At 61.0% G+C, this 18,318-nt stretch carries 17 protein-coding genes; 14 read left to right on the top strand and 3 right to left on the bottom strand.

Annotated elements, in window-relative coordinates; all coding sequences use genetic code 11:
* Window positions 1–52: 52 nt before the first annotated feature.
* The 3 genes from FHT29_RS08225 to FHT29_RS08215 form a co-directional block, all read right to left on the bottom strand.
* Entirely contained in the window at window positions 53–1,363 is a 1,311-nt protein-coding gene (locus tag FHT29_RS08225) for an MFS transporter (RefSeq protein WP_037192147.1), read from the bottom strand.
* Window positions 1,364–1,557: 194 nt separating this feature from the next.
* Window positions 1,558–1,764, bottom strand: a complete 207-nt coding sequence (locus FHT29_RS08220; protein ID WP_034506791.1) for a KTSC domain-containing protein — start codon at window positions 1,762–1,764, stop codon at window positions 1,558–1,560.
* Window positions 1,765–1,882: 118 nt separating this feature from the next.
* Entirely contained in the window at window positions 1,883–2,314 is a 432-nt protein-coding gene (locus FHT29_RS08215) for a VOC family protein (RefSeq protein WP_047555054.1), read from the bottom strand.
* A 69-nt stretch (window positions 2,315–2,383) separates the two neighbouring features.
* Between FHT29_RS08215 and FHT29_RS08210 the strand changes: the two genes are divergently transcribed.
* From FHT29_RS08210 to FHT29_RS08145, 14 genes are all read left to right on the top strand, one after another.
* Window positions 2,384–2,965, top strand: a complete 582-nt coding sequence (locus FHT29_RS08210; protein WP_037192153.1) for a TetR/AcrR family transcriptional regulator — start codon at window positions 2,384–2,386, stop codon at window positions 2,963–2,965.
* Window positions 2,966–3,159: 194 nt separating this feature from the next.
* On the top strand, window positions 3,160–4,146 hold the full coding sequence (locus FHT29_RS08205; protein WP_037193134.1) for a BMP family protein: 987 nt from the start codon (window positions 3,160–3,162) through the stop codon (window positions 4,144–4,146).
* A 12-nt stretch (window positions 4,147–4,158) separates the two neighbouring features.
* Window positions 4,159–5,583 carry an amidase gene (locus FHT29_RS08200; protein WP_037192155.1) on the top strand — a complete coding sequence of 475 codons (1,425 nt, stop codon included), beginning with the start codon at window positions 4,159–4,161 and terminating at the stop codon, window positions 5,581–5,583.
* Window positions 5,580–7,106, top strand: a complete 1,527-nt coding sequence (locus tag FHT29_RS08195) for an ABC transporter ATP-binding protein (RefSeq protein WP_047554851.1) — start codon at window positions 5,580–5,582, stop codon at window positions 7,104–7,106. The genes FHT29_RS08200 and FHT29_RS08195 overlap by 4 nt, the downstream gene beginning before the upstream one ends.
* Window positions 7,096–8,145, top strand: a complete 1,050-nt coding sequence (locus FHT29_RS08190) for an ABC transporter permease (RefSeq protein WP_037192159.1) — start codon at window positions 7,096–7,098, stop codon at window positions 8,143–8,145. The genes FHT29_RS08195 and FHT29_RS08190 overlap by 11 nt, the downstream gene beginning before the upstream one ends.
* A complete protein-coding gene (locus tag FHT29_RS08185; protein ID WP_047554847.1) occupies window positions 8,142–9,083 on the top strand; it encodes an ABC transporter permease in 942 nt (313 codons plus the stop codon). The genes FHT29_RS08190 and FHT29_RS08185 overlap by 4 nt, the downstream gene beginning before the upstream one ends.
* Before the next feature lie 15 nt (window positions 9,084–9,098).
* Entirely contained in the window at window positions 9,099–10,391 is a 1,293-nt protein-coding gene (locus FHT29_RS08180; RefSeq protein WP_168599540.1) for an amidohydrolase family protein, read from the top strand.
* A gap of 227 nt (window positions 10,392–10,618) precedes the next feature.
* Window positions 10,619–11,503 carry a dihydrodipicolinate synthase family protein gene (locus tag FHT29_RS08175; RefSeq protein WP_168599539.1) on the top strand — a complete coding sequence of 295 codons (885 nt, stop codon included), beginning with the start codon at window positions 10,619–10,621 and terminating at the stop codon, window positions 11,501–11,503.
* Between the two features lie 21 nt (window positions 11,504–11,524).
* Window positions 11,525–12,184: a GntR family transcriptional regulator gene (locus tag FHT29_RS08170; protein ID WP_037192168.1), complete on the top strand. Its 660-nt coding sequence runs from the start codon at window positions 11,525–11,527 to the stop codon at window positions 12,182–12,184.
* A 51-nt stretch (window positions 12,185–12,235) separates the two neighbouring features.
* A complete protein-coding gene (locus FHT29_RS08165) occupies window positions 12,236–13,567 on the top strand; it encodes a sugar ABC transporter substrate-binding protein (protein ID WP_037192170.1) in 1,332 nt (443 codons plus the stop codon).
* Window positions 13,567–14,502, top strand: coding sequence for a sugar ABC transporter permease (locus FHT29_RS08160; protein ID WP_168599538.1), 936 nt, complete (start codon window positions 13,567–13,569; stop codon window positions 14,500–14,502). Before FHT29_RS08165 ends, FHT29_RS08160 begins: the two co-directional genes overlap by 1 nt.
* A gap of 1 nt (window position 14,503) precedes the next feature.
* Window positions 14,504–15,319 (top strand): carbohydrate ABC transporter permease, encoded by an 816-nt coding sequence (locus FHT29_RS08155; RefSeq protein WP_037192174.1) that lies wholly within the window; start codon window positions 14,504–14,506, stop codon window positions 15,317–15,319.
* A 64-nt stretch (window positions 15,320–15,383) separates the two neighbouring features.
* On the top strand, window positions 15,384–16,343 hold the full coding sequence (locus FHT29_RS08150) for a sugar kinase (protein WP_168599537.1): 960 nt from the start codon (window positions 15,384–15,386) through the stop codon (window positions 16,341–16,343).
* A 224-nt stretch (window positions 16,344–16,567) separates the two neighbouring features.
* Complete coding sequence (locus FHT29_RS08145; protein ID WP_168599536.1) at window positions 16,568–18,289, top strand: ABC transporter ATP-binding protein; 1,722 nt, start codon at window positions 16,568–16,570, stop codon at window positions 18,287–18,289.
* Window positions 18,290–18,318: the final 29 nt, after the last annotated feature.

The raw sequence follows: 18,318 nt of genomic DNA, 5'->3' as shown, positions 1-18,318 counted from the left end.
GGGCGGCTCTATGGCCGCCCGTCTCAGTCAACAAGCAGTGCAGCCACTGCGATTACTTGACCCGTGCGGCACCTGGACTGCCAAGGTCGTGCGACTTCGGCGTGCTTGGCGCCATGCGCCCGATCACGAGAACCAACAGAGCCGCTGCAAACAGGCAGGCGGCAAGGAAGAACATCGGCGCAATGGTGCTCCCGGTGGAATCCTTGATCCAGGGAACGACGTTCTGGGCGACGAAACCGCCGAGATTGCCGACGGAGTTGATGGCGGCGAGGCCTGCCGCGGCACCTGCGCCCTGCAGGAAGCGCGACGGCAGGCTCCAGAACACCGGCTGACCTGCGAAGATGCCGGCTGCTGCAATGCACAGGAAGGTGAACTGCAATGTATGGTCGGGGACAACAGCTGAGAGAACCAGGCACGCGGCGCCGACGAGAGCAGGAATGACGATGAACGGCGTCTTCGAGGTCGCCTTGTCAGCCGCAGCTGGCACGGCATAGAGCGCAATGGCAACGAGGAGCCAGGGGATGATGTTCAGGAAGCCGTTGGTCGTGTTGCTGACGCCGAAATTCTTGACGATGGTCGGCAGCCAGTAGCTTAGCCCATAGGCGGCCAGCGGGAAACCGACATAGCAAAGAGCCATCAGCAGCACGCGGGGATTGATGAGCGCGCGGAAACCGTCGGAAGCGTTTTGCTCCATGCCTGAATTTTCCGCCGCGAGCCTGTCCTTGAGCCAGGTCTTTTCCGCATCGCTCAAAAACGAAGCCTTCAGAGGCAGATCGGGCAGATAGAAAAACGTGATGATGCCGGCAATGATGGCGGGAATGCCGGTGACGAGGAAAACCCATTGCCATCCGGCGAGACCATAGAGCCCATTCAGATCCAGGAGGACGCCGCCGAGCGGCGCGCCGATCGCATTGGCGAATGCGCTGAAGATCATGAAAAGGCCGACCATGGTGCCGCGATAGGCCGAGGGATACCAGAGGGTCAGCAGATAGAGCACGCCGGGAAAGAAGCCCGCTTCGCAGGCGCCGAGCAGGAAGCGCAGGATGTAGAACATGGTCGCGTTCTGCGTATAGGCCAAGGCGACCGTGACGATCCCCCAGGACACCAGAATGCGGGCGAACCATTTGCTGGCACCGTACCTGTCGAGAAGCAGGTTGCTCGGGACTTCGAACAGGAAATAACCGATGAAGAACAGCGACGCGCCAAGGCCATAGGCATATTCGCTCATCCCAAGGTCACCGACCATTTCCAGCTTTGCGTAGCTGACATTCTGGCGATCGATGTAGGCGATCAGATAGAGAATCCCCAGAAATGGCATGAGCCTCCAGGTAATCTTGGAGATAAGCTGCTTCTCATCAACCACGTCTCTTCCTCCCTGCAAGACGATATTGAGGGATGTAGATAGTGCAACTCAGCGTTTATCAATGCAGGTTTCGGCGAAAAGTCGGCAACGGGCGGCAGCCCATGCTTTGCCATCCGAAAAAAGCCTACCGAGAGTACCATGCTCATGAAGCGGCGAACGCATCATGGTTCCATCGTCCATACCGGCAGGAAAGCCTAAGCGACGCGCTCGAACTGCGTGCGGATATGCTCGATATAGTGCTGGCCCGGCGAAGGCGCCTTCACCATGGCGGCCACAGCCTTTTGCGGTACACCGGTGAACTGGCGCTCCTCGCCATTCTTGAAGCGAATGAAAAGGCGCCCGTCATCGGGGCGGAAGAAGACGGATTTAATGATCTTTGACGAAACTGGAAGCTCTTGCATGGGTCACCTACCTTTGTTTCGCTTTGTTGCACAAAAACTGAAAACATTGAGTGAAATGACCTAGTTAACGAAAGATAGAATTGCTTCGACGGATTTTATACATTGCGGTTTGCCCGCCCTATTCCCCCTTCGGCAAGGCGTCATCCGCATAGAGCGCCGCAAACTCGGCGCTCGGCGATATAGGCTTGATGATGTCGATCAGCACACCATTCGGATCGGCGGTAATGAAATGGCGTTGACCGAAAGCTTCGTCGCGTATGGCAAGAAGGATCGGCAGGCCGGCTTCGCGTGTGCGCTCATAAACAGCGTCCACATCTTCCACTTCGAAATTAAGCAATAGCCCGGCGACCCGACCACGCCCTTCCGCCGGGATCGTCTCGTGCCGCCCGTCCAGGATGGCAAGGTTGATACCACTGTCCTGCGCTGACTGCAGATGCACATACCAGTGACTGGCGAAATTTTGCTGGAAACCGAAATGCTCGATGTAGAAGGCTGCGGTCTCCTCAACGCGCTCCGTCATGATGACAGGATAATAGCTCGTCACCTTCATGCTTCCCATCTCCCTTAAAATAACATACAGTCTGCCTGTATTTCAGCAAATAACATACAGGCTGCATGCATGCAAGACTATCGCTCCAATCGGGAAAGAACCGAGAAGACCAAGGCGGCGCTGATCGCAGCCGCGCGGACGCTCTTCGTGGAAAAGGGCTATGCCGAAACATCGACGCCGGAGATCGTCACCGCGGCCGGCATCACCCGCGGCGCGCTCTATCATCATTTCGAAGACAAGCGCGCGCTGTTTCGCGCCGTCGTGCGAGAGGAAGCCCTTGCGGTGACTCGTGAGATAGAGCGGGCCGCCCCGAAGCGCCTCGCGCCGCTCGACGCGCTGATTGCCGGCGGCAACGCTTATCTCGACGCGATGCGGGTTGTCGGCCGCACCAGGCTTCTCCTGATCGAGGGACCGACCGTGCTTGGCTTTGTGGAAATGAAGCAGCTGGACGAGGAAACCACCGCCCTCACCTTGAAACATGGCCTTGAAGCCGCGCTCGGCCCGGGGAACGGCTCACGCATTCCCGTCGATGCATTGGCAGACATTCTTTCTGCCGCGTTTGATCGTGCGGCCCTTGCCGTGGATGCCGGCGGGGACGCGGCGCGCTATCGTGCCGCCATTGCCCATATGATCGAGCATATAACTGGCTGACTTTACTCGCGTCGGCCGTCCCATCGGATACCACAGTGCCGGGTGGATATAAGCTGTCTCAGAGGGTCGGAAACTGATCGTGACAAGAAGGCGCTGGTTGCGCGCATATTATTTAAGCATGCCGATTGCTTGACACATTTTTAGCCCCCACCTATGATTTTTACCAAATGATCAAAAAGCAGGGGATCAAAAAAATGACCAATGAAATCATACTGTCACGTCGTGCCGTCATCGCTTCGGGCATCGCGCTGGGGGTAAGCGCGCTTGCGCCGGCCGCTCGTGCCGCAGCGCCGCTCAAAGTGGCCGGCATTCATGCCTCTCCCGTCGAAAACGCCTGGAATTCCTGTCTTCACAAGGCGCTCCAGGACGCGGCCAAGGAGGGTGTTATCGAATACGTCTTTTCCGAAGGCGTTTCGGGCACCGATTATCCTCGCGCCATGCGCGAATATGCCGAGCAGGGCAACAAGCTGATTATCGGCGAGGCCTATGCGGTGGAGAAGGAAGCACGCCAGGTCGCCGCAGACTACCCGGACACGGCCTTCGTGCTTGGATCGAGCGGCGAAGCGGCCGGCAGCAACTTCGGCGTCTTCGGCACATGGAACCATGACGGTGCCTATCTCGCCGGCATGCTGGCGGGCAAGATGACCAAATCCAACGTCGTCGGCTCCGTCGGCGCGATCCCGATCCCCGAGGTCAACATGCTGATCAACGCCTTTGCAGCAGGCGTCAAGGCGGTCAATCCCGACTGCAAGCATCTGGTCTCCTTCATCGGCACCTTCTTCGATCCACCCAAGGCGCGCGAGGCAGGCCTTGCGCAGATCGATGCGGGCGCCGACGTTCTCTTCGGCGAGCGCATCGGCACAGCCGACGCCGCCAAGGAGCGCCACATCAAATCCGTGGGGTCGCTCATCGACTACACGCCGCGCTATCCGGACACGGTTTTCGCCAACGCCATGTGGTACTTCCGTCCCATTCTCAATGCCGCCATCGCCGATGCCGCCGCCGGCAAGCCGGTCGGCCGCAGCTACACGGCCTATGGCCTTATGAAGGAAGGCGGCAGCGATATCGTCTACGTCAAGGGTGTCGCGCCGGCGGACGCCGAAGCCGCGATGGAGAAGGTCCGCACCGACATCAAGGCCGGCACTTTTGAAGTGCCGAAGATGATGGATCAGCCGAAGTAATTCGGCCTGGTCATGAGCAGCCCGTCATCGGCCGACGCCACGGACCTCGCCGACGCCATCAAATCCGGCAAGCTCACCTGCACGGAAGCCATGCAGGCCTCTCTTGCCGCTTGCGCAGTCCATGAGGATCTCGGTGCCATAGCCTATCTCGACGCCGGGATGGGTCTTGCTGCCGCGCAAGTGATGGATGGAGAAGCGTTGGAGCGGCCCGAGCGTTTTGCGGCGCGATCATTCGCGGGCGTGCCGACCATCGCCAAGGATCTCGGTGGCCCCTTTGCAGGGCTGCCGGTGACGGCCGGCTCACGTCTTTTCGAGCGTAAAGGCAGTGAGGCCGACAGCGATCTGGCAAGACGATTTCGCGAGGCTGGCCTCTGCGCGTTCGGGCTGAGCACCAGCCCCGAGTTCGGCTTATCGCTCGCCTCCGAGCCGGCCATGGGTCCGATCTGCCGAAATCCGTTGGATCCGAGCCGCACCGCAGGCGGTTCCTCCGGCGGTGCGGCGGCCGCCGTTGCCGCCGGCATCGTGGCGATTGCCCATGCCACGGACGCGGGCGGATCGATCCGCGTGCCTGCCGCGTGCTGCGGCTTGGTTGGCCTGAAGCCGACCCGGGGTGCTATGCCCGCCGGCCCGGCCTTCGGCAATCATCTCGGCGGCATTGCCAGCGAGCTTGCCATCACCCGTTCCGTACGCGATACAGCCCGAATCTTCGCTGCCCTGCGCGGCATGACGAAGGGACCCTTTGCCGACATCGCGGAGCCTGCCGCCAAGCCGGGGAGCCTTCGCATCGGTCTGCTCGCAGATACCGGCGAGCGTTACCCGACCGCGGCCGATCGGCTGGAGGCGGTCGAAGCGGCCGCCGGCTTCCTCGAAAAGCAGGGGCACCGGCTTGTCCCGCTCGCCTGGGCTGATGTCGACGAAGCGGTCGCAGCCGGCGCCCGCGCCTTCGGCCACATCGTTTCCGTCAATATCGCTGGCCTGATGGACGACCTCAAACTGGATATTCTGGCGACAGAGGCAATGACGCAGGCCTTCATCATGCGCGGACGCGCCATGCCGGCGACGGCACTTTGGAGCGCCCTCAATGGCGCGGTAAGAGCAAGCCGCACATTGTGGGACCTCTTCGAGAAGGTCGATGTCATCGTCATGCCGATGCTGGCTAAGGCAGCTCCACCGATAGGATCCTTTCCAACGGATCATGGCGATACGGACCTGCATCTCGAGCGGATGACGGCTTTCGCGCCGCTTGCGTCGCTTGCCAACGTCTCCGGCTTTCCGGCCATTACGCTTCCCTTCGGCGCCGATGCCAATGGCCTGCCATTGCCGATCCAGCTCGTGGCGCCGATGGGCGAAGACGCGCTGCTTCTCTCGCTTGCGGCTCAGCTTGAAGCCGATGGGCGCTGGCAACACCGCCATCCGATCGCGGGGCTGGCCGCATGAACACGCCTGTTCTGACGATCGAAGGTGTCAGCAAACGGTTCGGCAATACCGTTGCCAATGACAATATCTCGCTGACGCTCGCCAAAGGCGAAATTGTCGCCCTGCTCGGGGAGAACGGTGCCGGCAAGACGACACTGATGAGCATTCTCTTCGGCCATTATGTGCCGGACGCCGGGCGCATCCTTGTCGATGGCGCCGAGCTGCCGCGCGGCAAACCTCGCGCCGCAATTCGGGCCGGGGTCGGCATGGTGCACCAGCATTTTTCACTCGCGCCCAATCTGACCGTGCTCGAAAACGTCATGACCGGCACGGAGACGCTCTGGTCCCTGCGATCGCAGACCGGGGCCGCGCGCAGAAAATTGATGGCGATTGCCGAGCGCTTCGGCCTGAAGGTCGATCCGGACGCACGCCTCGGTGACCTCTCGGTCGGCGAGCAACAGCGAGTGGAAATCCTGAAGGCGCTCTATAACGATGCGCGTATCCTGATCCTCGACGAACCGACGGCAGTGCTCACACAAATCGAAGCGGAACGGCTATTCGCAACGCTGAAGGAGATGGCAGCACAGGGCCTGTCATTGATCTTCATCTCGCATAAGCTCGATGAAGTCATGGCGACAGCCGATCGTATCGTCGTCCTGCGTGGCGGCAAGGTTGAGGCCGAACGGCGGGCGACCGAGACCAACAAGGCAGAGCTTGCGGAACTCATGGTTGGCCACCGGGTCACTCGGCCAACCCGCGAAGCGAGCACGCCGGGCGAAATTGCGCTGGAGGCGCGCGATATCACCGTGAAGATCGGCGATGTCGAGCGATTGAAGAAGATCAGTTTCCACCTGCGCGCCGGCGAGATTCTCGGCATTATCGGCGTATCCGGCAATGGCCAAGCGGCGCTGGGACAAATCTTGTCCGGCACGCTGGCCCGCACATCAGGCGAGCTTCTGCTCTTTGGCGAGCCCATCGATAATCCAGATGTGGCCGAGATCATTGGCGCCGGCATCGGGCGTATTCCCGAAGACCGAAACCGGGACGGCGCGATCGGCGAAATGGCGATCTGGGAAAATGCCGTGCTGGAGCGCCTGCCATCTTTCTCGAAGCACGGGCTGGTCGACCGCAGGGCCGGCATGGCCTTTGCGCAGGAGATCATCGATACATTCGATGTGCGCGGCGGCAACCCGGCGAGCCGCACCCGGCTTCTGTCCGGCGGCAACATGCAGAAGCTGATCCTCGGCCGCAATCTACATGAACGGCCGCGCGTCCTTGTCGCCGCCCAGCCGGCACGCGGCCTGGACGAAGGGGCGGTGGCGGCCGTTCACGGCCGCATATTGGAGGCGCGCCGGCAGGGAACGGCCGTGCTTCTGATTTCTGAGGACCTGGATGAAGTCATTGCCCTGGCCGACCGCATTCAGGCGATCGTCGGCGGCAAGCTCTCAGCGCCCATCGATGCGGACGAGGCGAATGCGCGCGCATTGGGGCTGATGATGGCCGGAGAATGGAAAAGCGGGAGCGAGGCCGGCCATGCGGTTTGAACGGCGCGAACATCGCCCTCTTTACATGATGGTCCTCGCGCCGTTGCTGGCGATCGTCGCGGCTCTGGCGCTGGCGGGGATACTCATCGCCATTGCCGGCGCGCCCGTTCTCGAAGCCTATTGGCGCATCCTGATGGGTGCCTTCGGCTCGCGGCTTTCCGCGACCGAGACGTTGACACGCGCGACGCCGCTGATCCTGACGGGGCTGGCGGCCGCAGTCGCCTTTCGCGCCCGCCTTTGGAATATCGGCGCCGAGGGACAGTTCTATTTCGGCGCGATCGCGGTCGCAGCCTTTGGCTCGAAACTGCTTGCCAGCCTGCCGGCTCCGATCCTGATTCCGCTGCTTCTGGTCATCGGCGCCATTGCCGGCATGGTATTGATCCTCATTCCCCTGTGGCTGAGACTTCGCTTTTCCGTCGACGAGGTCGTTACCAGCCTCATTCTCAATTTCATCGCCGTGCTTTTCGTGTCCATGCTGATCGATGGCGTGCTGAAGGATCCGACCGCTTTCGGCTGGCCGCAATCCCAGGCCGTCGTCGATCATGCCATGCTGCCGAAACTGATCGCCCGCTCCCGCCTGCATATCGGTTTTGCGATCGCCATCGCGCTTGCAGCACTCGTGTATTTCATCCAGTCACGCACCGTCTTCGGCATGCAGTCTCGTGCCGCCGGCCTCAATCCGTCGGGTGCCGTCTTTGCCGGCGTCCGGCTTGGATCGACGCTGGTCAAGGTCGCCTGCCTTTCGGGCGGCCTTGCGGGCCTTGCCGGCGCAATCGAGGTGCTGGGCGTCAAGGGTTATGTCACGACGGATCTGTCGCCGGGTTTCGGCTATGCCGGTATTGTCGTCGCCATGCTTGCCAATCTCAATCCGCTCGGCGTGGTGCTGGCCGCGATCTTCACGGCGATGATGTTCGTCGGCGCCGATGGGATGAGCCGCAGCCTCGGCATTCCCACCTATATCGCTGACGTCACGGTTGCCTTGTCGCTGCTGACCATGCTGATCGCGCTGTTCTTCACGCAATACAGGATCCGCCGATGAGCACGCTGGTCGACATCATCGCTTCCGCCGGGCTCTGGGCAGCCGTACTGCGCATAGCCACACCGCTGATCTTCGGCACGCTCGGAGCGCTCCTGTGCGAGCGCGCCGGCGTCCTCAATCTCGGCATCGAGGGCATCATGACCTTCGGCGCAATGATCGGCTGGCTCTCGGTCTATCACGGCGCCGATCTCTGGACCGGACTTCTGATCGCCGCGCTCGCCGGCGGCATTTTCGGCCTGCTGCATTCGGCGCTGACGGTGACGCTCGGCCTGTCGCAGCATGTGTCCGGCCTTGGTGTGACGCTCTTCGCCTCCAGCTTCAGCTATTATGTCTTCCGGCTGATCGTGCCGGTCGCCGGGACGCCGCCGACGATCACGCCGTTCCAGCCGATCGCTATTCCGGGGCTCTCGACCCTGCCCTTCATCGGCCCTGCCCTTTTCACGCAGACCGCGCCGACCTATCTTGCGATCCTCGTGGCGCTCGTCATGGCCTACATCATCTTTCGCACGCCGGTCGGGCTTGCCATCCGGATGACAGGCGAAAATCCGCATGCCGCCGAAGCCCAGGGCGTCAACCCGATGAAAGTTCGCTACGGCGCCGTTGTTGCCGGCAGCGCCTTGATGGGAATGGGCGGTGCATTCCTGACACTTTCGGCCTTCAACAGCTTCTTTCCGACCATGGTGCAGGGGCGCGGCTGGATCTGCATCGCGCTCGTCGTCTTTGCGTCGTGGCGGCCGGGTCGAGCGCTGTTCGGAGCGCTGCTTTTCGCCTTTTTCGATGCCTTCCAGCTACGCTTGCAGACTGCAGTGCAGGGCGTGCCTTACCAGATCTTTTTGATGACACCCTATATCCTATCCATCGTTGCGCTCGCCGTCATGAGCCGGCGCGCCCGTGTGCCGCAGGCACTGATGCAGCCCTACCGCCGCGGCGAAAGATAATCCGAGGAGCTTTTCATGTTCGACCTGATCATTCGCAACGCCAATCTGCCAGATGGCCGCAAGGGCTTCGATATCGCGGTGAAGGATAGCAAGATCACCGCCATCGAAGCCTCGATTGCCGCCGAGGCGAAGGACGAGATCGATGCGACCAATCGGCTGGTGAGCCCGCCCTTCATCGATCCGCATTTCCATATGGACGCGACCCTGTCGCTCGGCCTGCCGCGCATGAATGTGTCAGGCACGCTTCTGGAAGGCATCGCCCTCTGGGGAGAGTTGCGTCCGATCGTCACGAAGGAAGAGCTCGTTGAGCGCGCTCTGCGCTATTGCGACCTTGCCGTGACGCAAGGTCTGCTCTTCATCCGCAGTCATGTCGATACCTCCGACCCGAAGCTGGTGACGGCCGAGGCGCTGCTCGAGGTCAAGGAGAAGGTGAAGCCCTATATCGACCTGCAACTCGTCGCCTTCCCGCAGGATGGCTATTATCGCGCCAGGGACGGTGTGACGTCGCTGGCGCGCGCCCTCGACATGGGCGTCGACATCGTCGGCGGTATCCCGCACTTCGAGCGCACAATGGACGAAGGCAAGGCCTCGGTGGAAGCGCTTTGCAGGATTGCCGCCGACCGCGGCCTTCCCGTCGATATGCATTGCGACGAAACCGACGATCCGATGTCACGCCACATCGAGACGCTGGCCGCCGAAACCATTCGCTTCGGCCTACAGGGCCGGGTCGCCGGCTCGCATCTGACCTCGATGCATTCGATGGACAATTACTATGTCTCCAAACTCATCCCGCTGATGGCGGAAGCGAAGATCAACGTCATCCCCAACCCGCTGATCAACATCATGCTGCAGGGCCGGCACGACACCTATCCGAAGCGCCGCGGCATGACGCGCGTGCGCGAACTGATGGACGCCGGCCTCAACGTTTCCTTCGGCCATGATTGCGTGATGGATCCCTGGTACTCGATGGGCTCGGGCGACATGCTGGAAGTCGGTCACATGGCGATCCACGTGGCCCAGATGGCCGGCATCGAGGACAAGAAGAAAATCTTCGACGCGCTGACTGTGAACTCCGCCAAAACGCTCGGCCTCGAAGGCTACGGGCTGGAAAAGGGCTGCAACGCCGATCTCGTGGTGCTGCAGGCGGTCGACACGGTGGAGGCGCTGCGCCTGAAGCCCAATCGTCTGGCCGTCATCAAGGGCGGCAAGGTGATCGCCCGCTCGGCGCCACGCATTGGCGAACTCTTCCTCGACGGCAGACCGTCGCGGATCGACGGCGGGATCGACTACGTGCCCGTTCAGAAGTAGCGCGCTAGCTGCATCGCGGCAGGCGTGGGAAACCTTACTTTCCGACGCGCCTTCTGCTGCTCACAAGTCGGATCGCCGAAATCCCTGGCCGAATTCACATGGTCGGCACTGGTATCGGCATGCTTATTCACAAAGTGAAACTCAGCCATGACCAACTGAACCAAACTTTGCTTTACAACTAACATGTCAGCGTGATACGCCTGATCTCACAAGATCGGGAGGATTGGATGAGAGAGAGTTTTGGCCTGTCGGCCGCCTTGGCAACGCCCTTTGACGCCGATGGCGAGATTGCCGTTTCGGGCGTGATCGCGCAGGCCAGGCACTGCCTTTCCAATGGTTGCAAGAGCGTCACCCTTTTCGGCACAACCGGCGAAGGCGCCTCGATCGGCATGCAGGAGCGCCAGCAGGTGCTGGCTGCGATGATGGCTGCAGGCATCGCTCCCTCGCAGATCGTCATGGGTGTGTTGGTCGATGCAGCCGAGGATGCTGCCGCGCAGGCAAGGGAGGCTCTTGCGCATGGTGTCCGCAACATTCTTTTGGCACCCCCCTCCTATTTCAAGAACGTCAGCGACGATGGGCTTTTCAAGTGGTTCGCGGCCGTCTTCGCCATGCTGGGCACACATGCGCGCGACGTGATCGTCTACAACATTCCTTCCGTGACGATGGTGTCGCTCTCCATTTCTCTCGTCGGCCGTTTGCGCGCCGCCTTTCCGGATACCGTCGTCGGCGTCAAGGATTCCTCCGGCGACTGGCCCTATACCGAAACGCTGCTGAAGACCCATGGCGATCTCATTATTCTCATTGGCGATGAGCGGCATCTGGCACGCGGGGTACGTCTCGGCGGACAGGGCGCCATCTCCGGCATGGCGAACCTGCTTCCCCGCGAAGTGCAGGCCATGGCGGAAAAGGGGGTCGATGATGCCAATGTCGAACGTTTCGTTGGGGAGTTGCTGCGCTATCCCGTCATCCCGTCCATCAAGGCGATCCTCGCCCGCATGACGGGTGACGAAAGCTGGCTTGCCGTGCGCCCGCCCCTTGTGCCAATGAGCAAGGACGATTTTGACAAGCTCTTTGCTGTCTTCGGCGCCTTGTTTCGCGCTAAGGCCGCCTAGCCGAATTGCCCGGAGCCGCCGATGGATGGAACTGGCGAACAGCCGACGTTGAGAGAGAAGGCCTATGAGAGCTTCACGCGCCATCTGCTGGCGCGCGACGTTCGGCCGGGCCAGTTCATCTCGCAGCGACGGCTCGTCGAGCTGACGGGACTGACGCTCGGAGCGATCCGCGAGCTGATCCCCCGACTGGAGGCGGAAGGGTTGATCAAGACGGTTCCACAGCGCGGGCTGCAGATCGCCCACATCGATCTCGACCTCATCCGCGAGGCCTTCCAGCTTCGCATCTTCCTGGAGAAGGAAGCGGTCGCACTTTTCACCTATTCGGCTTCGGACGAGACGATTGCCAAGCTTATGAAGGAACATCGCGACATCGCCGACGCCATCCGGGCCGGCGACGCGTCGCCGGAGCTCGAATTGCATGCGCAGTCGGTCGATTGGGGCATGCACGACGCCTTCATCGACGCACTCGGCAATACCATCATTTCGAACGCCTACCGGGTCAATTCCATCAAGATGCGCCTGATCAGCCAGGACAGGTTCCGCATCAACGGACATGTGGGCCCCGTGATGCACGAACATCTGAAAGTGCTCGAAGCGATCCAGCGACGCTCGGCCGAGGAGGCGGTTGCCGCTCTCGCTTCCCACATCAACGGAGCACGGGACCGCGCATTGAAGATTTGAATAAACAAGGCCGCAAATGAGGAGATTTTCGGCCAAAGGAGGAGGAACAGGATGTCATCATCATTTTTCAATCCGACGCGTCGCGGCTTCATGGCCGGCACGGCTGCCCTTGGAGCGGCAAGCCTTCTGGGCGTGCGCTCCGCATCGGCGGCCGTCGACTGGAAGCGCTTTTCCGGCACGACGCTCGAAGTCAACCTGATCAAAAGCCCGCGCAGCGACACGATCCTCAAATATCTGAGCGAGTTCGAAGCGCTGACGGGGATCAAGGTCAACGCCGAGGCGACGCCTGAGCAGCAGCAGCGCCAGAAGACGACGATCGAACTCAGCACCGGCAAGCCAAGCTTCGACGTCGTCCATCTGAGCTATCACGTCCAGAAACGGCAGTTCGAAAAAGGCGGCTGGCTTGCCGATATCAGCGGCTTCCTGAAGGACCCGTCGCTGACCGATCCGTCGCTCACGGAAAGCGATTTTGCCGAGGCCGGCCTGAAATTCGCCAAGGACCCCGCCGGCGTCATGCGCTCCTTGCCCTTCTCGGTGGACTACTGGATCGTCTACTGGAACAAGACCCTGTTCGAAAAGAAGGGCCTTGCCTATCCCGAAACCTTCGAGGACATGGCGAAAGCCGCGGAGGCGCTGACCGATAAGTCGACCAATACCTACGGTTTCGTCGCCCGCGGCCTGAAGAATGCCAATGCGCCGGTCTGGACGACCTTCATGCTCGGCTATGGCGCAACGCCCCTCTCGGCCGACGGCAAGTTGCAGACGACATCGCAGGGAGCAGTGGACGCTGCGACGCTCTATCAGCGCCTGATGACGAAATCGGCTCCTCCCGGCGTTTCCGGCTTCAACTGGGCCGAGGCACAGTCGGCCTTCCTGCAGGGCAAGATCGGCATGTGGCTCGATGGCGTCGGCTTCGCGCCGCCGATCGAAAATCCGGAAAAGTCCCGCGTGGTCGGCCAGGTCGGCTACGGCGTCATGCCGAAGGGACCGAGCGCGCAGGCTGCGGCAACGACCGGCGACGGTATCGGCGTGACCGCCGCCAGCCAGAAAAAGGAAGCCGCCTATCTCTTCTGCCAATGGGCGATCTCCCATGACATGGGCGCACGCCTGCTGCAGGCCGGCGCCGGCGTTCCGTTCCGCCAGTCCATTCTGGAGGATCAGAAGGTCCGCGAGGGCGTCAAGATGCCTGGCCCATGGCTGGACGCTGTCGCCGGCTCCGCCAAGGTCTCGCAGCTCGCCCTGCCCGTCATCATTCCGGTCACGGAATTTCGCGACATCTACGGCGTGGCGCTGACCAACATGATCGGCGGCGCCGACCCGGCAAGCGAACTGAAAACGGCAACGGCGCAATTCGAGCCGGTACTGGCACGAAGCGAGGGATAATGGCCTCCGTGAGCATCGAAGATACGAGGGCGACGAAGGCTGAGAAGAGGAGCAAGCCGAAAAGGCTTGTTCCAAATTATTGGCCCTTCGTCATTCCCGCACTGATCGTGATCGCCGCCGTCATCGTCTTCCCCTGGGTCTTCACCCTGTGGATGAGCGTGAACAAGTGGACGCTCGGCCAATCGCAGAGCTTCATCGGCTGGGACAACTACGTCCGGCTGGCGACCGATCAGCGCTTTTGGGAATCGCTCTGGCACACGGTCCTCTATACCGTACTCTCCGTCGTCGCTCCGCTGATATTCGGAACGCTGGCGGCCCTGATCTTCGATACGAATTTTCCGCTGCGCGGCTTCCTGCGCGGCGTCTTCGTCATGCCGATGATGGCGACGCCGGTCGCCGTGGCGCTGGTCTGGACGATGATGTTTCATCCGCAGCTCGGCGTGCTCAACTACCTGCTGTCGCTTGTGGGCATTGGGCCGCAGGAATGGATCTACAATCAGGTGAGCGTCATTCCTTCGCTCGTTCTGGTCGAGGTCTGGCAATGGACGCCGCTGGTCATGCTGATCGTGCTCGGGGGTCTCGCCTCCGTGCCGCGCGAACCCTATGAGAGCGCCGAGATCGACGGCGCCAACGCCTGGCAGAAGTTCCGCTATCTGACGCTGCCGATGATATCACCCTTCCTGATGATCGCCGTCATCATCCGCGGCATCGATGCGATCAAGAGCTTCGACATCATCTATGCAATGACGCAAGGCGGCCCGGGAACGGCGTCCGAGACCATCAACATCTATCTCTACAACACCGCCTTTGCCTATTACGACATCGGCTACGGCTCGGCCATGGCGGTGGTGTTCTTCATCGTCATCGTCGCGCTCTCCTTCATGCTTCTGATGATGCGCCAGCGCACAAAATGGACCGACGCGGAGGGGCATTGACATGAAACGCTCGACACTCAACCGCATCGGCCTACTCTTCGTGGCCCTGGTCATGGTTTCGCCGGTCGTCCTGTTCTTCCTCTGGATGATCTCGCTGTCGCTGAAATACGAGATCGACAACGGCGCCTATCCGCCGATCCTCATCCCGGATCGCTTCGCCTGGTCGAACTACGTCCAGGTATTCCAGGAAAACAACTTCTTCCTCTACTTCTGGAACTCGGTATTGGTGACGGGTGCGGCCACCCTGCTCGCGCTCATCATCGGCGTGCCGGCAGGCTATGGCATCGCGCGGCTGAAGGCGGAAAAATCCGCGATCGTCATCATGATCGCCCGCATGACGCCGGGCCTTTCCTTCCTCATTCCGCTGTTTCTGCTATTCCAATGGCTCAATCTGTTGGGAACGCTCTGGCCGCAAATCATCATCCATCTCGTCGTCACCGTACCGATCGTCGTCTGGATCATGATCGGCTATTTCGAGACCACCCCGATGGAATTGGAGGAGGCCGCAAGCATCGATGGCGCCACCCCCTGGCAGGTCTTTCGCCTCATCGCCTTGCCGATCGCGCGGCCCGGCATCGTCGTTGCCTTCATCCTCTCGGTCATCTTCTCCTGGAACAACTTCGTCTTCGGCATCGTGCTTGCCAGCCGCGAGACCCGCACGCTGCCTGTCGCCGTCTACAACATGCTCTCCTTCGAACAGGTGAGCTGGGGACCGCTTGCGGCCGCCGCCTTGATCGTCACGCTGCCGGTCCTTGTCCTCACAATGTTCGCACAACGGCAGATCATCGCGGGCCTGACCGCCGGCGCCGTCAAATGACCTATCTTCCTTTTGACAGCATCCCTTTCCTGGCATCCGCAGACATAGGGAGCGGGGAGCGGCCTTGACGTCCTCATCTGTTTTCGATCCGCCGGCAGGCGCCCCGAAGCATGTCCTCTGTGTCGGCGCCGCGGTTCTCGACACCCTCTTTCGCGTCCACACGCTTCCAACCGGCCAGGGTAAGGTGCTGCCGTATGATATGCTGCAGATCGCCGAGGGCATGGCCTCAAGTGCTGCTTACGCAGTCGCACGCCTCGGCGGCAAGGCGAGCCTATGGGGAGCCGTCGGCAATGACGAGACCGGCGAACGGATCATTCGCGAACTCGCGAGTGCCGGGATTGTCACCGGAGGCATGCTGTGCGTCGAAGGCGCCCGCTCCGCTGTCTCGACAATTCTGATCGATGACGACGGGGAAAGGCTGATCGTCCCTTTCTACGATCCGAAACTGCACCACATGACGAAAGCCTTCACGCCGGAAGATTTGGCCGACGTCGATGCCGTCCTCGTCGATGTCCGCTGGCCGGCATTGGCGCTCAGGGTTTTGAAAGCGGCAAGAAGCATGGGTAAGCCAGCCATCCTCGACGGCGATGTCGCGCCGGATGGCATCATCGAGCGGTTGGCGCCTGAAGCCACTCACATCGTCTTTTCCGAACCCGCAGCACAACGTCTCACCGGAATCGAAGATTTCGCTGAGATGGTGCGTCTGTTGAAGCGAAGGTTCGGCAATTCCTTCATCTGCGTCACGGCGGGTGCTGCCGGCAGCTTCTGGTGCGACGATCACAGCAATGACGTCAGACACAGCCCGACTATTGCCATCAAGGCCGTCGACACGCTGGCCGCCGGCGATATTTTCCATGGCGCCTTCACTCTTGCCATCGCCGAGGGGAAAACGCCCGCGGAGGCCATCCAGCTCTCTTCCATAGCTGCGGCTATCAAATGCGAGGCATTTGGAGGGCGATCAGGGGCGCCGACCCGCACTGATGTCATCGCGCGCTTGGGCTCACATGAAGCATCAAGCCTCTAGTAGATCGCAACGCTCACTTCTTGAGATAGAGCTCCGCCACCCCTTGTTTATAGGGTGACACCGATGCACGCGTGGATTATATGAATTCCCGCGACTCAAGCAGGAGGATCGCCAGATGAGAAATTTCAGCACCCACTAGCGCTGAACGGCGACGCCGAATTCGGGCTGCTGTTCAGTCCCTTCTTGTCCTTTCATATCCTCTTCAGTGCCCATGGAGGGCATTCATGCTTCGTCGCTTCTTTTCCTATTATGCGCGCTATAGAAAGCTGTTTTTCCTCGACTTCGGCTGCGCCGTGCTTGCCGGCCTGCTGGAACTCGGCTTTCCTTTGGCGGTCAAGCTTTTCATCGATCAGCTGCTGCCAAGCCGTGACTGGGGCCTGATCTTCGGCACCGCCGCGCTGCTGCTTGTCGTCTACGCGATGAACACCGGCCTCTCGGCAGTGGTCAATTATTGGGGCCATGCGTTCGGCATTTCGATCGAGTCCGATATGCGCCGCCAAGCCTTCGACCATATCCAGAAGCTCTCCTTCCGCTATTTCGACAACAACCGCACCGGTCACCTGATCACCCACGTCACCAAGGATCTCGAGGAAGTTGGCGAAATCGCCCATCACGGCCCCGAGGACTTGTTCATCGCGATCATGACCTTCGTCGGCGCCTTCCTGCTGATGTTCAGCGTGCACTGGAAGCTCGCGCTGCTGACGACGACCATCGTGCCGTTCATGACCTGGCTGGTCAGCCGCTACGGCTCCAAGATGACCCTGAATTCGCGCAGCCTGTTCGGCAAGGTCGGCAACTTCAACACACGGATGCAGGAAACCGTAGGCGGCATCCGGGTGGTCAAGGCTTTCGCCAACGAGAGATACGAAAGCCAGCTGTTTGCCAGCGACAACGAGGATTACAAGGCGACCAAGCTCGATGGCTATGCCTATATGACGGCGAGCATTGCGCTCAGCTATTTCAGCACGCGCCTGGTGCAGCTCGTCGTCATGATGGCCGGAACCTGGTTCGTCATATCGGGAGAGCTGAGCTATGGCGGCTTCGTCAGCTTCCTGTTGCTCATCAACGTCTTCTTCCGCCCGATCGACAAGATCACGTCTGTTATCGAGACCTACCCCAAGGGCATTGCCGGCTTCAAACGCTTCCTCTCCTTGATCGACACGGAACCGGACCTTGCCGACAGACCAAATGCGATTGCGGTCGACCATCTGAAGGGCGATATCGCCTATAGCGGCGTCGCCTTCGGCTATTCCGATCAGACCACGATCTTCAAGGATCTCAATCTGACGATCGCGGCTGGCGAGACCGTGGCATTCGTCGGCGCCTCCGGCACTGGCAAGACGACCATCTGCTCGCTGCTGCCACGCTTTTATGACGTGACGGCTGGCAGCATCACCATCGATGGCGTCGATATCCGCGACATGACCCAGGCCTCGCTGCGCAGCCAGATCGGCATCGTGCAGCAGGACGTCTTCCTGTTCGGCTCGACCATTCGCGAGAATATTGCCTATGGAAGGCTCGGCGCGACAGACGAGGACATCATGAAGGCGTTGCAGCGCGCTTCGCTCGACGAGTTCGTCCGGTCCTTGCCCGCTGGGCTCGATACGCCGACGGGCGAGCGCGGCGTCAAACTTTCGGGCGGACAGAAGCAGCGCCTGGCGATTGCCCGCATATTCCTCAAGGATCCGCCCATCCTGATCCTTGATGAGGCGACCTCGGCGCTGGATACGGCGACGGAATATGCGATCCAGCAGGCGCTTTTGGAGCTGGCGAAAGGCCGCACGACGCTGGTCGTCGCGCACCGGCTGTCGACCATCCGCAATGCGGACCGCATCATCGTCATGGGCGACAATGGGATTATCGAGCAGGGCTCGCATGATGAGCTACTGGCCCGTCGCGGCGCCTATGCCCGACTGCATAACGCGCAGTTTGGCCTCTATGCCTGACTTGTCGATGTAACCTGGAGCCGAGGCTT

The organism is Rhizobium sp. SG741, from assembly GCF_012275435.1.
Taxonomy (GTDB): Bacteria; Pseudomonadota; Alphaproteobacteria; order Rhizobiales; family Rhizobiaceae; genus Rhizobium; species Rhizobium lusitanum.
Note: the sequence above shows the minus strand (reverse complement) of the source record. Positions and strands in the feature narration are given on the sequence as shown.

Excerpts from the sequence above, each read along its gene's own strand:
- FHT29_RS08195 (WP_047554851.1), top strand. The coding sequence starts at position 5,580 with ATGAACACGCCTGTTCTGACGATCGAAGGTGTCAGCAAACGGTTCGGC.
- FHT29_RS08175 (WP_168599539.1), top strand. The coding sequence starts at position 10,619 with ATGAGAGAGAGTTTTGGCCTGTCGGCCGCCTTGGCAACGCCCTTTGAC.
- FHT29_RS08215 (WP_047555054.1), bottom strand. The coding sequence starts at position 2,314 with ATGAAGGTGACGAGCTATTATCCTGTCATCATGACGGAGCGCGTTGAG.
- FHT29_RS08205 (WP_037193134.1), top strand. The coding sequence starts at position 3,160 with ATGACCAATGAAATCATACTGTCACGTCGTGCCGTCATCGCTTCGGGC.
- FHT29_RS08180 (WP_168599540.1), top strand. The coding sequence starts at position 9,099 with ATGTTCGACCTGATCATTCGCAACGCCAATCTGCCAGATGGCCGCAAG.
- FHT29_RS08145 (WP_168599536.1), top strand. The coding sequence starts at position 16,568 with ATGCTTCGTCGCTTCTTTTCCTATTATGCGCGCTATAGAAAGCTGTTT.
- FHT29_RS08220 (WP_034506791.1), bottom strand. The coding sequence starts at position 1,764 with ATGCAAGAGCTTCCAGTTTCGTCAAAGATCATTAAATCCGTCTTCTTC.
- FHT29_RS08160 (WP_168599538.1), top strand. The coding sequence starts at position 13,567 with ATGGCCTCCGTGAGCATCGAAGATACGAGGGCGACGAAGGCTGAGAAG.
- FHT29_RS08185 (WP_047554847.1), top strand. The coding sequence starts at position 8,142 with ATGAGCACGCTGGTCGACATCATCGCTTCCGCCGGGCTCTGGGCAGCC.
- FHT29_RS08190 (WP_037192159.1), top strand. The coding sequence starts at position 7,096 with ATGCGGTTTGAACGGCGCGAACATCGCCCTCTTTACATGATGGTCCTC.
- FHT29_RS08165 (WP_037192170.1), top strand. The coding sequence starts at position 12,236 with ATGTCATCATCATTTTTCAATCCGACGCGTCGCGGCTTCATGGCCGGC.
- FHT29_RS08170 (WP_037192168.1), top strand. The coding sequence starts at position 11,525 with ATGGATGGAACTGGCGAACAGCCGACGTTGAGAGAGAAGGCCTATGAG.
- FHT29_RS08210 (WP_037192153.1), top strand. The coding sequence starts at position 2,384 with ATGCAAGACTATCGCTCCAATCGGGAAAGAACCGAGAAGACCAAGGCG.
- FHT29_RS08155 (WP_037192174.1), top strand. The coding sequence starts at position 14,504 with ATGAAACGCTCGACACTCAACCGCATCGGCCTACTCTTCGTGGCCCTG.
- FHT29_RS08200 (WP_037192155.1), top strand. The coding sequence starts at position 4,159 with ATGAGCAGCCCGTCATCGGCCGACGCCACGGACCTCGCCGACGCCATC.